Genomic DNA, 14783 nt, shown 5'->3' on the forward strand with positions numbered 1-14783 from the left:
CGTTTCTGGTTTTTTCACGGTCGGACCATTGCAGTTTGCGGTTGTTCCGAGACACCACTTGGCGCGGAAAAGTCAGGCGAATGCGTTCTCTAGTGCCGAAAGAAGGTATTCCTGTGTCGGGTGTTTTGCCACTTCTGTCTTTAGCCATGTAAGGACGCTTAGGCGATCTTGCACTGCCGAACTCAGACAAATTGCACGTGTACCGACCAGATCTTTTTGCAGCTTGTGTCTTTCAATCAGCTTAACAAAGCTTTCCGCCGTTCGGGGAGAGAAAAATAAAACTGCATCAATATGATGGGCAGAAATCGCGCTGACGACCTCATCTGGAAGACAATCGGACGGAACGGCATCATACATGGTTTGCCTTCGGATATCGAAGTTTCCGTCTCGCAAAAGTGATCCCAGATCTCCGGCGACCTTGCGGGCCGCAGGATGGAATAACGCCCCGTTTGTCGGATCAATCTGATCTTTGATCAGGCGTGCCAAATCGTGAATGTCACCGTTAGCACTTCGTATATCGGTGAAACCGGCCTGTTGTGCGGTGCGCGCAGTGGCATCACCTACACACAAAGCCGGATAACGCCGGTCATCACATTGCCGGGTAAAGGCACGCACACCATTGGCAGAGGTAAATATCAATGCCTGCACATCAGCAAGATCAAGCTGATCCGGGTTTTTGGGAAACTCGATCCGCAACATCGGTGCCGAAAGCAGGCGATAACCACGTTGCAGAAGCGTGGTTTCGAGTTCCTGCGAATCGGCTTCCGGTCGGGTATTGAGGATCAATGGTCCCATAGTCTCCCCGCTGATATTCCAGATCGCGCCATTAACCCGACTAGGCCGAGATAAAGTCTGACCCGCCACGTTCTTTGAGCTCGTTACCGGCATCGGTTCCGGCGGCTGCGGCATTTGCCAGGTCCGGGTCATCAATCATTCGTTCAGTATCCAGTCGTTCGCTGCCATCCGGGCGCACAATGCTGACCCGTAAACGCATTCTGCCATCCGGGAGATATTCGGCAAGAGCAGCAATAGGGGTGCGACATGAACCGTCGAGCGCACGTAACGCCGCGCGTTCAGCCGTGACGCGGATGGCCGATGCCGGGCAGTTCAAAGCAGAAAGCCAGTTGTGCGTCTGGTTGTCAGTTTCGCGAATAGTAATACCGATTGCCCCTTGGGCAACAGCGGGGAGCATGTCGTCCTCGGCAATTGCAGCAGTTGCAACTTCTGGACGGTTTAGCCGGTTCAAACCTGCCATTGCCAGAAGTGTGGCATCCACCTGACCCTCTTCAAGCTTGCGGAGGCGGGTTTGGACATTGCCACGGAATGTCACAACCTTGAGATCGGGATATTTATTAAGGATCATTGCTTGGCGGCGTAAGGATGCCGAGCCGATCACCGATCCAGCAGGCATTTCGGCAAAGCTTTTGTATTTCAGAGAAATAAACGCATCGCGCACGTCTTCGCGCGGCAGGATCGTTGGCAAAATCATGCCATCTGGCAGCACCGTCGGCACATCTTTCATACTGTGAACAGCAAGATCAATCTCGCCACCCATCAGGGCATCATCAATTTCCTTGGTGAATAACCCCTTGCCACCGATTTCCGACAATGCGCGATCAAGAATCTTGTCGCCCGTCGTTGTAATAACGGTAATGGCAATAGCGCCTTCGGCGGCGAGTTCGGGATGTGCTTTCGCAAGCTTGTCGCGGACTTCATGCGCCTGAGCCATCGCCAGGGGAGAGCCACGTGTGCCGATGCGGAGTTTTACGGTATCAGATGTGTTTGTCATGAGCCCGAGTTGTAGTCATAAAACCGATTGAAAACAAGGGCGGTAGCGTATGCCACCTTACCCAAACCGGATCGGATTATAATGATGAATGTCCCTGTTTCATTGACTTATGTGGTAGTGTTTTTTCTTTGACGCTTTTCCTGCATAGGGCAAATGCATTGCCTTGGGGTGGAAAGCGGGTGCTGTTTAGGCTACATCACTGCCAGAATTTTCCCACACAGGATGCGTCAATCTGACGCGACTTATTGCCGGATTTGCAAGAAATGATCGTATTGGGTATCGAAACCAGTTGTGATGAAACGGCGGCAGCTGTCGTGAATGACAAGCGCGAGGTTATGTCCAACAGGGTGCTTTCGCAGCTTGACGATCATCGTCCTTATGGTGGTGTTGTTCCGGAAATTGCTGCACGCGCGCATCTTGAACATCTTGACCGTCTTGTCGCCGAAGCGATGGATGATGCGGGTGTTGATTTTGCCGATCTTGATGCCGTGGCCTGCACAGGTGGCCCCGGTCTGATTGGTGGCGTTATGGTGGGGGCCATGACCGCGAAGGCGATTGCCTTTGCAGCCCAGAAGCCGTTTCTGGCCGTCAATCATCTTGAAGGTCATGCGCTTACGGTGCGCCTTACGGATGATGTTGCATTTCCTTATCTGCTGTTGCTGGTTTCCGGCGGTCATTGCCAGGTCCTGATCGTTGAAGGTGTTGGCCAATACAAGCGGATCGGGACGACTATCGATGACGCGGTGGGTGAAGCATTCGACAAAACCGCGAAAATGATGGGGCTTGGTTATCCGGGTGGCCCTGCGCTTGAAAAAACGGCGGAGGCCGGGAACCCGGACCGGTTTGGTCTGCCCCGACCGTTACGCGGGCGTCCCGGGTGTGATTTTTCGTTTTCGGGTTTAAAGACTGCGGTCCGCATCTATCTCGACGGGTTTCCTGTCGAACAGCAAACTGCCGAAGTCAAAGCTGATCTGGCTGCTTCGTTCCAGCGGGCAGTAGGGGATACCCTTATTGACCGGACAAGGAATGCAATTTTCGAATTCATGCGTGATTATCCGACGGGCAAGACTTTGGTGCTTGCCGGTGGGGTTGCGGCAAACAAATATTTGCGGACCCGTTTGACGGAACTGACCGATCAGGCCAGCATGACATTGGTGGCACCGCCGCTTGAATTATGCACCGACAATGCCGCGATGATTGCATGGGCCGGGCTGGAACGTTTTCGTTTGGGGCAGCATGATGATCTTGATTTCAAACCGCGCCCGCGTTGGCCGCTTGATCCCGAAGCGCCCAAGCGCCCGGGTGCGGGCGTGAAGGCCTGATTTTTCTAAAACACCAATTATTCAAATATTATCTGTCGAGGTCGTAAATAACTATGTCGGACAAGCGCGTATCGGTCGTCGGTGGGGGTGCATGGGGAACGGCACTGGCTATTCAGGCTGTTCGGGCTGGTGCTGATGTCGAGCTTGTGCTGCGTGACGGTGCACTGGCGGAACGCATTGACAATTCTGGTGAAAATGACCTTTATCTACCTGGGGTGAAGCTTCCGAAAGCATTAAGAGCGACAATTGCGATTGATGGATTGCGAGAGTCAAACGCGGTTCTTCTGGTTACACCGGCACAGCATCTTCGAAGCACTTTGTCAAAGCTTGCCCCCCATTGGCCCGAAACGCTTCCTGCCGTTATTTGCGCCAAAGGGATCGAAAAAGGGACCGGTGCGCTTATGGCGCAGGTCGTGAACGAAACGCTTGGCGATGTTCCGGTTGCGGTTCTGTCTGGCCCGACATTTGCCCAGGAAGTTGCCAAAGGTCTGCCCGCGGCGATTACACTTGCCTGTTCCGACAGGAATCTGGGCAAGGATCTGGTGGAACTGATCGGGACGTCGGCGTTTCGGCCCTATTTCAGTACCGATGTTGTCGGCGTTGAAGTTGCGGGGGCTATCAAAAACGTTCTGGCAATTGCAAGTGGCGTTGTCGCGGGGCTTGAGCTTGGCGATAATGCGCGCGCAGCCCTGATTACCCGTGGCCTTGCCGAAATGTCGCGATTGGCGGTGGCGATGGGGGGGCGGATTGAAACCATGATGGGGCTGGCGGGACTTGGCGATCTGACGCTGACCTGCACCGGCACGTTGTCGCGCAATTACACCTTCGGGTTTGCCCTTGGGCAGGGGCAGAAGGCTGATGCCATTTTGGCCGAACGACGTTCTGTGACCGAAGGTGTTCATACAGCCGCGTCAATTGCGGCGGTTGCGGCAAAATATGGTATTGAAATGCCAATCTGCAGTGCTGTGGATCAGGTCGCCAACCATGATGCTGACCTGCGCAGCACGATCAATGCATTGTTGCAGCGCCCGTTTCGCGATGAGCTTGAAACCGGAAAATAATCCGGTCACATCCACGCTATCAGCTTTTGTTCGGCTTGAGCCTTTGAGCAGGTTCTGTCAATTTACCGGTATCAAAACCAATTTTGACAGGAAACGCTGCCATGCATTTTTACATTCGCTGTGTCGACAAACCGGGGCATCTTGCTGTGCGCAAAGCCAATCGTGATGCGCATCTTGCCTATATCAAGGACGGTTTTGCCGACAGGATCGTTGCAGCAGGCCCCACACTTGATCCCGATCTTGAGGGCATGAATGGCTCGGTCTTCATTATCGAGTTTGATAATCAGGCCGAGGCCGAGGAATTTGCGGCAAATGACCCTTATGGCAAGGCAGGTCTTTTCGAATCCGTCATTATCCGTCCCTTCAAAAAGGTATTCTGATCCATGGCATACTGGCTGATCAAAACCGAGCCGGGAAGCTGGTCGTGGGACGATCAGGTCAGGAAGGGTGTCGAGGGATGGGATGGGGTTCGCAACCATCAGGCGGCAAAAAACCTCAAGACCATGCAGATCGGTGATCTGGCTTTCTTTTATCATTCGGTGAATGAAAAACGGATTGTCGGCATTGTCGAGGTGGTCCGCGAAGCCTATCCCGATCCTACTGACGCCACGGGCAAATTTGTTCAGGTTGATTTCAAAACCGTCAAACCGGTGCCAAGGCCGGTGACGCTGGCTGATATCAAAGCTGATCCGCGATTTGCCGAATTGCCGTTGCTCAGACAATCCCGTTTGTCGGTCATGCCGATAGATGATGCATCCTGGACAGTGATTTGCGAGATGGGTGGTGTTTCGGCATGACGGTTGATCTGCCGCCCTCCGGAACAGTGTTATGCGAACTTTCCGATCTGGATGCCACCGGGGCCAAGGGCATATCGCTTGACGGAAATCCTGGCCGGGCCGGGATTTTCATCGTGCGGGACGATGCAGGGGTTTTCGGTTACGTCAACAGTTGCCCCCATATTGGTGTGCCGCTTGAACTTGAGCCCGATGAATTCATCAGTGATATTCACAACGAAATCATCTGCTCGACGCATGGCGCACGTTTCAGGATCGAAGATGGCCTATGCGTATCGGGTCCTTGTGACGGCGATATGCTGGAACCCGTTGCCGTAAAGATCGAGAATAATAAAGTCGTTCTGGCCTGAAATTCTGCGTCATGGTGACGGTCTTAGGCGACCGTCACCTTTTCGATAACCTCATCAAGATGTTTGGTGATGACATCAAGCTGATCGGGTTCGGAGAGGCGATGATCACCGGTTTTGATCAGATCTATGCGGACATCCTTGGAAACCAGTGCTTCTGTCAGACGAATGGCGGTCTGCCACGGGACATCCGGATCCTGCATGCCCTGGATAAGGCGAACCGGGCATTCAAGTTTGATCGGATTTCGCAAAAGTAGCTGATTTCTGCCATCTTCTATCAGAGCCTGCGTAATCGTATAGGGATCGTCGCCATACTCGGTCGGCTCGATCAGGGCTCCGTTCTTGGTGATTTCAGATTTCTGGGCATCACTGAATTGCGCCCACATAAGGTCTTCGGTGAAGTCGGGGGCCGCCGCAATGCCAACAAGTCCGGCGATGCGTTCTTTCCGGGCCAGTGCCGCCAACAGCATGATCCAACCACCCATGGAAGACCCGACCAGAATAAGCGGACCCGAGGTGATTTCGTCAATAATGGCAATGGCATCGCGGGCCCACTGTCCAATCGTCCCGTCTTTGAATGCGCCTGCCGATTGTCCGTGACCCGAATAGTCAAAGCGGGTATAAGCCAGCCCCTGCTGTACGCAATGGGCCTCGAGATGGGTGGCCTTGGTGCCGGTCATATCGGACATGAAGCCCCCCAGAAACAGAACACCAGGCTTTTGTCGGCCTTGTACTTCTGTCAGCTTGCCGGGAGTCGCATGGTATGCGATTTTTAATCCGTCAGGCCGCTCGAGATACTGAGGCGTCGGCATGTCATTTGTCATCCGGGAAGGGTATCCTTGGGTGTTAGTGGTTGGAATTGCATGAGCGCGTCAGAGATCAAGACCCAGTCAGTTTATCGTCCGGAACAGCAGGTGCAAGGTTCGGCTTATCGTCCGGCCGTAATTCTGCAAGTTCTACCGGAACTTGATACCGGTGGTGTGGAGCGCGGTACGGTTGATATTGCGCGTGCCATTGTTGATGGTGGTGGTGTTGCGCTGGTCGCTTCACAGGGCGGTCGGCTTGAGCGGGAGCTGGACCGGTTTGGTGCCCGTCATATTACCCTGCCACTGAAGTCAAAAAATCTGTTTACCATGCGCCGCAATGTTGATGCGCTGGTCGATCTTATCCGTGCAGAGGGCGTTGATATTATTCATGCGCGTTCGCGCGCGCCGGCCTGGAGTGCCTATTTTGCTGCGCGCAAGGCGGGGATTCCCTTTGTTACGACATTCCATGGCACTTATTCCGGTCATAACAACCTGTTCAAAAAGCGTTATAACGCGATCATGACAATGGGTGATCAGGTCATCGCCATTTCCAATCATATCGCGGACCATATTCGCAAATTTTATAAAATGGATCCTGCGCGCCTGAATATCGTGCCGCGCGGGACAAATACAGACCTGTTCAATCCGGAAAATGTCAGTCAGGAACGCCTGATTGCATTGTCAAACCAGTGGCGTTTGACCGGCGAAGAATATGTCATCATGTTGCCGGGGCGGATCACGCGCTGGAAAGGGCATTGTTTCCTGATCAAGGCTTTACCGGCAGTGTTTGAAGCTCTTGGCCATCGGAACGTGCGTTGTCTGATGGTCGGTTCCGATCAGGGGCGCACGGCTTATCGCGATGAAGTGCTGGCTTTGACCAGGAAGCTTGGCCTCGAAGATATCGTGCATATCGTTGATCATTGTGCCGACATGCCAGCGGCCTACATGCTGGCGGATGTGGTTGCCTGCCCGTCAATTGACCCCGAAGCCTTCGGCCGAATTCCATCCGAAGCGCAGGCAATGGGGCGTCCGGTTGTTTCGACGGCTCATGGCGGTGCCATGGAGACGGTCTTGCCCGGCGAAACCGGATGGCTTGTTACGCCGAATGAAGTTGAGCAATTGTCTGTCGCATTGACACAAGTGTTGCGGTTGACCCCGGAAAAGCGTGCCGCTTTGGCGCAAAAAGGGCGAAAGCATGTTATCGAAAACTATTCCCTGACCCAGATGGCGGAAAAAACTCTGGCGGTTTATGAAAAGGCGCTCAAAGGCGCGATCAGGAACGCTGCATGACAGAAACGATGACTTCGGACATGTCGCAAGATGCTGAAATTGTCGCGGGTGTGATGCCGGATGCCAGGCAGGAACGCATTCTTGTCATCAAGCTGTCTGCCTTGGGGGACATTATTCTTGCCATGGGGGCGTTTGCCGCGATTCGATCCGCGCATCCGCGTGCTCATATCACGGTTTTGACAACCCGGCTTTATGTCGACCTGATAAAATCAACGGGTTATTTTGACGCCATTGCAATAGACCGGCGGCCAAAGCTTTATCAGGTGCGTGAGGTTCTTGCGCTGCGCCGCTTCCTGCGAAATGGCAACTTTGATCGGATCTATGATCTGCAAACATCGGATCGCAGCGGGTTTTACTATCGGCTGTTTTGGCCGGGGAAAGCGCCGGAGTGGTCCGGAATTGCCAAGGGCTGCTCGCATCCACACGATAACCCGGATCGTGACAGTCTGCATACCATTGACCGTTTGGCGGATCAGCTGCATCGCTCCGGGATCGAAAATGTGCCACCGCCGTTTATTGCCGGATCGGATATTGATCTGGACCGTTTTGGGGTTCGAAGTCCTTTTGTTCTTATTTGTCCTGGCGGTGCCCCGCACCGTCCTGACAAGCGGTGGCCTGCCGAGCGGTTCGGTTTGCTGGCAAAAAAGATTGCCGACTATCGTCTGACGCCGGTGCTGATCGGAACTGATAAGGAAGCCGAGGTTCTTGGCAAAATCGATAGTATGTGCCCCAAGGCGCGAAACCTGATGGGACGTACAGGGTTTCTTGATATTGCGGGACTTGCGGCACGCTCTGTTTTGGCGATTGGCAATGATACGGGGCCAATGCACATTGCAGCAGCGGCCGGGGCGCCGTCTATTGTGCTGTTTTCGCGGGACTCCGACCCCAAAAAAAGTGCGCCGCGCGGGACAACGGACAACGCCGTCAGCATCGTGCGAGAGAATGACCTGAGGGAATTGACGGTTAACCGGGTGATGGATGAGGTTCGTCATCGCCTTGATCTTGTCGATTAATATCGCCGTTTCTGCCATGTCGGTCGTGCGTCATTGGATGCGAAGGACTTCAAGGCTTTGAATACCGTTGCCCAAGGCTAAAATCATTGCTTTCTGATGACGGCCCGATATGCTAGGCAAAGGTCCGTTTTGCAGTACGCATGACCGGATGTGCTTTCCGGCGACTTATTGCATCACCAGCGACTTGTTTCTGTGCTTTTTTGTTTGATTACCAAAGGAGATTATCCATAGCACGACCACGTAAACCGATGCAGCCGACCAAGGAAGGTCCGCGCGTCAATGAGGATATCAAAGCCCGTGCCATCTGTGTCGTTGACGCTGAAGGCAATATGTCTGATCCAATGACGGTTCGTGAAGGCATTGAAATGGCGATGGAAGCTGGACTCGACCTTGTCGAAGTCGCTCCGAATGCCGAGCCTCCCGTCTGTAAGCTGATCGACTACGGCAAGTTCAAATACGAACAAAGCAAGAAACAGAACGAAGCCAAAAAGAAACAGAAGGTTATTGAAGTCAAGGAAATCAAGCTCCGTCCGAACATTGATATCCATGACTACAATGTGAAGCTCCGTGCAGCGCAGAAGTTTCTTGGCGGTGGAGATAAGGTGAAAGTCACTTTGCGTTTCCGTGGACGTGAAATGGCTCACCAGGACCTTGGTCTTGGCATGCTGCAGCGTTTTTCGGGGGATCTTGAAGATCTTGCCAAAACCGAACAGATGCCGAAGATGGAAGGCCGCATAATGATTATGGTGCTGGCGCCGCGTTAATCCGCGGCGTTTTGCCTTTCCAAGCAAGAGGGAATGCCATGGCAGCCGGGAATGATCTTCTGATCGTCGGGGTCGATGACGACCCTAAAAGTCTCGTGCTTCTGAAACGAATCGTCGAAAGTGGCGGATACAGTTTTGTTGGCGTTTCCTCTGGCAAGGAACTTCTGGAAGTCCTGAAGACAAAAAAGCCGCGCATCATTCTGATGGATATCATGATGCCCGGCATGAATGGCTTTGAAACTTCGCTTCGGGTTCGCACGGGTTTCCCTGATCGTGCCTGTGCAATCATCTATGTCACGGCCCGTCAGGGCGAAGAAGATTTGCGTGGCGGTGTCGCCGCGGGTGGAAATGACTTCGTCTTAAAGCCGATCAATCGCGAAAAACTGCTGAGCCGAATCGAGAAGTGGATCGGTCGGGTTCACACAATTAAAACAGCAGTTTAACATATTTCTGCCGGGCTGACATCGATCTGTCGCCATGTATGAGTGCATCCTGATCGTCCGACTTTTTCCCTGACTTTCAGAATACGATTTCGGATCACGCAGATATGCGAGGATCTCTGCCAACGGTGTGTTGTTGTGACCGTTTCAGTCTGATCTTTTACGCGATGTGGTGAAGCGGGGAAAATCGCGGGTGACAGTGGCGAAAAGGTCCTTGAAAAAGGAAGGGGTGGAGTCTATAACCACCCGTCCCCAAAACAGGTGGTGAGGCTGGAAAGATCATTGATCTTTCAGGGCATGCCCAGCCGCCGTGGGGAATTTCGTGTTTCATTGCTTATGCAAGGATAGAAAAATGCCCAAGATGAAGACCAAAGCGAGCGCTAAAAAACGCTTTAGCCTGACCGCAAAGGGTAAAGTTCGTCGCAATGTCGCTAACAAGCGTCACCTGTTGACTGCGAAACCCACCAAGATGAAGCGCCAGGCACGTGGCACGGAGATTCTCTGTGACGCAGATGCCCGCATCGTCAAAAAATTCCTGCCGTACGGTTAAGGCTAAGGAGAGTTAAATGGCTCGTGTAAAAGGGGGCGTGTCTTCTCACGCCCGTCACCGCAAGGTTATCAAGGCTGCCAAAGGTTATCGTGGTCGCCGCAAGAATGCTTACCGCACTGCTGTGCAGGCCGTTGAAAAAGGTCTGCAATATGCATATCGCGATCGTCGCGTTAAGAAACGCCAGTTCCGCAGCTTGTGGATTCAGCGTATCAACGCCGGTGCTCGTGAAAACGGTCTGAGCTACTCGCAGTTCATGAACGGCCTCAAGAAGGCTGGCGTTGAACTGGACCGCAAAGTGCTTGCCGACATCGCCGTGCGCGAACCCGATGCTTTCAAAGCTCTGGTTACCCAGGCGCAGGCTGCACTCGGCTAATAAACCTTTTGCAAAAAGGTTTAATCGGCACTTGCCTGATTTGATCGGGGGCGGCCATATTGGCCGTCCCCTTTCTTTTGTTTATCCCAATTCACTTTAAGCAAAGCATCGGAAGTTATGGAAAACATCGAAGCATTGCGCGAAGAGGTTCTGGCCGAAATCGAAAAAGCAGCCGACTTGCAGGCTCTTGAAGATGTTCGTATCAGTGCTCTTGGCAAAAAGGGCCGCATTACCGGCCTGATGAAAAACCTTGGTCAGATGGATCCGGATCAGCGCCGTGAATTCGGTCAAATGCTGAACACGGTCAAGGATCAGGTTGCCGAGGCGATCGAGACCCGCAAATCCGGTCTGGAAGACGCGGCCTTGAATGCACGTCTGGTTGGCGAACGGATCGATGTGACCCTGCCTTCGCGCATGGACGAGACTGCAGGCCGGATTCATCCGATCAGCCAGACGATGGACGAAATCATCTCGATCTTTGGCGAGATGGGCTTTGCGCTTGCCGAAGGTCCGGATGTCGAAGACGATTTCCATAACTTTACCGCCCTGAACATCCCGCCGGAACACCCGGCGCGCGAGATGCAGGACACCTTCTATCTGCCCGAGCAGGAAGACGGGTCGCGCCTTGTGCTGCGCACCCATACCTCGCCGGTACAGATCAGAACGATGCAGTCGAAAACCCCACCGATCCGGATCATCGCGCCGGGGCGGACATATCGTTCTGATAGCGATATGACCCATACGCCGATGTTCCATCAGGTCGAAGGACTGGTGATCGACAAGAAAACCCATATGGGTCATCTGAAAGGGTGCCTGCTGGAGTTTGTTAAAACCTATTTCGAGCTGGATGAAGTTCCGGTTCGCTACCGTCCGAGCTTCTTCCCCTTTACCGAGCCGAGTGCCGAAATGGACATTGGCTGTTCGCGCAAGGGCGGGGAGCTCAAGATTGGTGAAGGCGACGACTGGCTGGAGATTCTGGGCTGCGGCATGGTTCATCCGCGCGTTCTGGCGGCTTGTGGGCTTGATCCGAATGAATATCAGGGCTTTGCCTTTGGCATGGGGATCGAACGTATCGCGATGCTGAAATACGGCATTCCCGATCTTCGCACCTTCTTCGATACCGATCTGCGCTGGCTGAAACATTACGGTTTCGTGCCGCTGGATGTACCGAACATGGTGAGAGGCTAAGATCATGAAATTCACACTCGATTGGCTGAAGCAGCACCTCGATACCGATGCGTCGATTGATGTTATCGCCGAAAAACTGACCGATGTCGGGCTTGAAATCGAAAGCGTCACCGACCGTGCCGCAGCGCTTAGGGATATCCGTGTCGCCTATATCGAAGAAGCTGGCCAGCACCCGGATGCCGACCGCCTGAAACTGTGCCGGGTGAATACCGGTGATAAAATCATTCAGGTCGTTTGCGGTGCACCGAACGCACGAACCGGGATCAAGGTTGCACTGGCACAGCCGGGCGCGATCATCCCGATTGACGGTTCGAAACTGAAACCGGGTAAAATCCGGGGCGTCGAAAGCCAGGGCATGATGTGTTCGACCCGCGAACTTTGCCTGGGTGAAGATCACGACGGCATCATCGAGTTGCCCGAAGATGCCGAAATCGGTGCACAGGTTGCAACGGTTCTTGGTGCGGACGATCCGATCATTGAAATTGGCCTGACCCCGAACCGTCCAGATTGTACCGGTGTGCGCGGAATTGCACGTGATCTTGCCGCTGCCGGTCTTGGGACACTAAAGGCAGATCCCCGGCAGGAAGCGGTTGCCGGATCGTTCGATAGCCCGGTGGGTGTCACGATTTCAGCCGATATTGCAAAAAATGCCGCAGCCCCGGCTTTTTATGGTCGCTATATCCGCGGTGTTAAAAACGGCGAAAGCCCGGCATGGCTGAAAGCCCGTCTTGAAGCCATCGGTTTGCGTCCGATTTCGGCTCTTGTCGATATCACAAACCTTGTGACCCATGATCTTGCCCGTCCATTGCATGTATTTGATGCCGATAAACTGTCGGGTGACATCAATGTGCGCTATGCGACCAATGGCGAAAAGCTTGCGGCACTTGATAACAGGGAATACGAGCTGTCCGACAGCATGGTCGTGATTGCCGATCAGGCAAAGGCACTTGGCATCGGTGGTATTATCGGTGGCGAAGAAACCGGTTGTGTCGAAGACACGGTCAATGTGTTTGTCGAATGTGCCCTGTTCGATCCGATCAGTGTTGCAAAAACCGGTCGCAAACTGCAGATCAATTCCGATGCCCGGTACCGGTTCGAGCGCGGCGTTGATCCGCAGTCAATTGTCTGGGGTATGGAAGTTGCCACCCGTCTGATCACGGAACTTTGTGGTGGCGAAGTTTCGCACGTGGTCAAGGCCGGGGAAGTTCCCGCGCCCCGGAACAGCTTTGATCTTCGCATTGATCGCATCCGGGAACTGGGGGGTGTCGAAGTTGACGCCGATCAGGCGATTGTAATTCTGAAGTCGCTTGGCTTCGAAGTTACCGGAAATGCGCCCGTTATTACGGCTGTTGCACCAACATGGCGTCCGGATATCGTTGGCGAAGCCGATCTGGTCGAGGAAGTGCTGCGCATTGTTGGATACGACAAAATCCCGACGGTTCCGCTGGAACGTGAAACCAGCCTGCCGGTTCCGGCTCTTAGCCCGTTCCAGAAGCGGGTCGGTCTGACCCGTCGGACACTGGCTTCGCGCGGCATGTTTGAAACCGTCACATGGTCGTTCACGGACTCGCGTTGGGCAAAACTGTTTGCGGATTTGAAACCGGGGCTGTTCCTTGCCAATCCGATCAGTTCCGATCTTGATGTGATGCGGCCCAATGTGCTGATCAACCTGATTGCCGCAGTCGGTCGCAATCAGTCGCGCGGCTTTGCTGATCTGGCACTGTTTGAAGCCGGTCCGGAATTCTTTGGCGATCAGCCGGGGGATCAGCGTCTGGTTGCGGCCGGTTTGCGGTCAGGATCGACTACTCCGCGCAGCTGGACAGGGTCCCGTCGCGATATTGACCTGTTTGATGTCAAGGCGGATGCCGAGGCATTGCTGGAAGCCCTTGGTACTGCCGCAGCCAACGTGCAGGTGAATGCCGATGGTGCCCCGTCGTGGTATCACCCGGGCCGATCAGCCGCCTTGCAGCTGGGACCGAAAAACATCCTTGGCTATTTCGGTGAACTGCACCCGAAAGTATTGAAAGCTTTGGGTGTCAAAGGGCGCGTCGTTGCGTTCGAGCTGTTCGTTGAAAACGTTCCGATGCCAAAGAAAAAAGGCACCGGTCGCCCGTTGCTGAATGCATCAAGCTTCCAGTCGGTCGAACGTGATTTTGCCTTCCTTCTTGATGCGGATGTTCAGTCCGATGCCATCGTCAAGGCAGCACGGAATGTGGACCGTAACCTGATTTCGGATGTCACAATCTTTGATCTTTATGCCGGCAAAGGTATCGAGGATGGCAAGAAATCAATTGCTTTCTCGATCACCTTGCAGCCGACCAAGGCAACCCTGACCGAAGAAGAAATCGACGGGGTTTGTAAAAAGGTTGTCGCTGCTGTCGAAAAGGCAACAGGCGGTTCTTTGCGCGCCTAGGGTTTTCCCCGACAAGCATAATAAAAACGGGTCGCCTGTCTGGCGGCCCGTTTTTTTGTTGTTCGAATGTGGGAATGTACGCAAAGGCGCACGGAAGCTATCCACCTGGTCGTTTACGCAAGACGGCAAATTCTTCTTCATCAAGGTCGACGGCCACGATGTCCGGACCATTGGTGTAAATCCGCCATTCCATATCGGTGTCATCGCATTCGATGTTAAGTTGATCGATCATGCTGTTCCATGTGCAGCTTTCCCAGTCGTCATCCGCTTCAAGCCGACCGGTTCCGTTATCGGACAGATGCATGACCAGCAGTTCTTCATCCTCGTCAACTGAGTAAACAGCGTAAGTTTCGTTTGCGAAACGGTAGTTGATTTCCTTGCCATTCAATTGCCGCCATCCACGCGGCATAGGGGCATGAACATCGCGCTCGGCAAACAGGCTGGCCAGCGATTGCATGTGGCTGTTTGGCATGGTTCGCATGTCCGAGCCACATGCCGCCAGAAGCAGCAAACCAGTCAATGAAAGTGCCGTATAGAAACGGGTGCTAGTCATACCATGCTCCGTCGTGGCCGATGGTCATCAAGCGGGCAGGTTTTACCGACCCGCTTTGTGCTGTCTGTTTCAAAGCAAGA

The 14783-nt window shown here is 53.7% G+C and carries 17 protein-coding genes; 13 read left to right on the forward strand and 4 right to left on the reverse strand.

Features of this window, described 5'->3' with window-relative positions; genetic code table 11:
- Positions 1-72 precede the first annotated feature (72 nt).
- Entirely contained in the window at positions 73-795 is a 723-nt protein-coding gene (locus tag SMB34_RS05750) for a uroporphyrinogen-III synthase (protein WP_037988364.1), read from the reverse strand.
- 40 nt (positions 796-835) lie between these two features.
- The gene (gene hemC, locus SMB34_RS05755) at positions 836-1789 is read right to left on the reverse strand and encodes a hydroxymethylbilane synthase (RefSeq protein WP_037988369.1); all 954 of its coding nucleotides are present in this window, start codon (positions 1787-1789) and stop codon (positions 836-838) included.
- Positions 1790-2052: 263 nt separating this feature from the next.
- Between hemC and tsaD the strand changes: the two genes are divergently transcribed.
- From tsaD to SMB34_RS05780, 5 genes are all read left to right on the forward strand, one after another.
- Entirely contained in the window at positions 2053-3111 is a 1059-nt protein-coding gene (tsaD, locus tag SMB34_RS05760; RefSeq protein ID WP_037988371.1) for a tRNA (adenosine(37)-N6)-threonylcarbamoyltransferase complex transferase subunit TsaD, read from the forward strand.
- Positions 3112-3164: 53 nt separating this feature from the next.
- Positions 3165-4172 carry an NAD(P)H-dependent glycerol-3-phosphate dehydrogenase gene (locus SMB34_RS05765; protein ID WP_037988373.1) on the forward strand — a complete coding sequence of 336 codons (1008 nt, stop codon included), beginning with the start codon at positions 3165-3167 and terminating at the stop codon, positions 4170-4172.
- 101 nt (positions 4173-4273) lie between these two features.
- The gene (locus tag SMB34_RS05770) at positions 4274-4552 is read left to right on the forward strand and encodes a YciI family protein (RefSeq protein ID WP_037988376.1); all 279 of its coding nucleotides are present in this window, start codon (positions 4274-4276) and stop codon (positions 4550-4552) included.
- A 3-nt stretch (positions 4553-4555) separates the two neighbouring features.
- A complete protein-coding gene (locus SMB34_RS05775; RefSeq protein WP_037988378.1) occupies positions 4556-4969 on the forward strand; it encodes an EVE domain-containing protein in 414 nt (137 codons plus the stop codon).
- Positions 4966-5316 (forward strand): Rieske (2Fe-2S) protein, encoded by a 351-nt coding sequence (locus SMB34_RS05780; protein WP_037988380.1) that lies wholly within the window; start codon positions 4966-4968, stop codon positions 5314-5316. Before SMB34_RS05775 ends, SMB34_RS05780 begins: the two co-directional genes overlap by 4 nt.
- A gap of 23 nt (positions 5317-5339) precedes the next feature.
- Here the strand turns inward: SMB34_RS05780 and SMB34_RS05785 are convergent, their stop codons facing one another.
- Complete coding sequence (locus tag SMB34_RS05785; RefSeq protein WP_037988383.1) at positions 5340-6002, reverse strand: alpha/beta hydrolase; 663 nt, start codon at positions 6000-6002, stop codon at positions 5340-5342.
- Positions 6003-6176: 174 nt separating this feature from the next.
- Between SMB34_RS05785 and SMB34_RS05790 the strand changes: the two genes are divergently transcribed.
- From SMB34_RS05790 to pheT, 8 genes are all read left to right on the forward strand, one after another.
- Positions 6177-7409, forward strand: coding sequence for a glycosyltransferase family 4 protein (locus SMB34_RS05790; protein WP_007088695.1), 1233 nt, complete (start codon positions 6177-6179; stop codon positions 7407-7409).
- The gene (locus tag SMB34_RS05795) at positions 7406-8422 is read left to right on the forward strand and encodes a glycosyltransferase family 9 protein (protein WP_156962646.1); all 1017 of its coding nucleotides are present in this window, start codon (positions 7406-7408) and stop codon (positions 8420-8422) included. Before SMB34_RS05790 ends, SMB34_RS05795 begins: the two co-directional genes overlap by 4 nt.
- 248 nt (positions 8423-8670) lie before the next feature.
- Positions 8671-9186 (forward strand): translation initiation factor IF-3, encoded by a 516-nt coding sequence (gene infC, locus SMB34_RS05800; RefSeq protein ID WP_007088697.1) that lies wholly within the window; start codon positions 8671-8673, stop codon positions 9184-9186.
- 38 nt (positions 9187-9224) lie between these two features.
- Positions 9225-9629 carry a response regulator gene (locus tag SMB34_RS05805; RefSeq protein WP_007088698.1) on the forward strand — a complete coding sequence of 135 codons (405 nt, stop codon included), beginning with the start codon at positions 9225-9227 and terminating at the stop codon, positions 9627-9629.
- 349 nt (positions 9630-9978) lie between these two features.
- Positions 9979-10176, forward strand: coding sequence for a 50S ribosomal protein L35 (rpmI, locus tag SMB34_RS05810; RefSeq protein WP_007088699.1), 198 nt, complete (start codon positions 9979-9981; stop codon positions 10174-10176).
- A 16-nt stretch (positions 10177-10192) separates the two neighbouring features.
- Positions 10193-10549: a 50S ribosomal protein L20 gene (gene rplT / locus SMB34_RS05815; RefSeq protein WP_007088700.1), complete on the forward strand. Its 357-nt coding sequence runs from the start codon at positions 10193-10195 to the stop codon at positions 10547-10549.
- Between the two features lie 117 nt (positions 10550-10666).
- Complete coding sequence (gene pheS, locus SMB34_RS05820; RefSeq protein ID WP_007088701.1) at positions 10667-11737, forward strand: phenylalanine--tRNA ligase subunit alpha; 1071 nt, start codon at positions 10667-10669, stop codon at positions 11735-11737.
- Positions 11738-11741: 4 nt separating this feature from the next.
- Positions 11742-14150: a phenylalanine--tRNA ligase subunit beta gene (pheT, locus tag SMB34_RS05825; protein WP_007088702.1), complete on the forward strand. Its 2409-nt coding sequence runs from the start codon at positions 11742-11744 to the stop codon at positions 14148-14150.
- Positions 14151-14247: 97 nt separating this feature from the next.
- On the opposite strand, the gene SMB34_RS05830 is transcribed toward pheT, so the two are convergent.
- Positions 14248-14703 carry a hypothetical protein gene (locus tag SMB34_RS05830; protein ID WP_037988385.1) on the reverse strand — a complete coding sequence of 152 codons (456 nt, stop codon included), beginning with the start codon at positions 14701-14703 and terminating at the stop codon, positions 14248-14250.
- Between the last annotated feature and the right edge of the window lie 80 nt (positions 14704-14783).

The sequence above is a fragment of the Thalassospira permensis NBRC 106175 genome (genome assembly GCF_000714555.1).
Taxonomy (GTDB): Bacteria; Pseudomonadota; Alphaproteobacteria; order Rhodospirillales; family Thalassospiraceae; genus Thalassospira; species Thalassospira xiamenensis.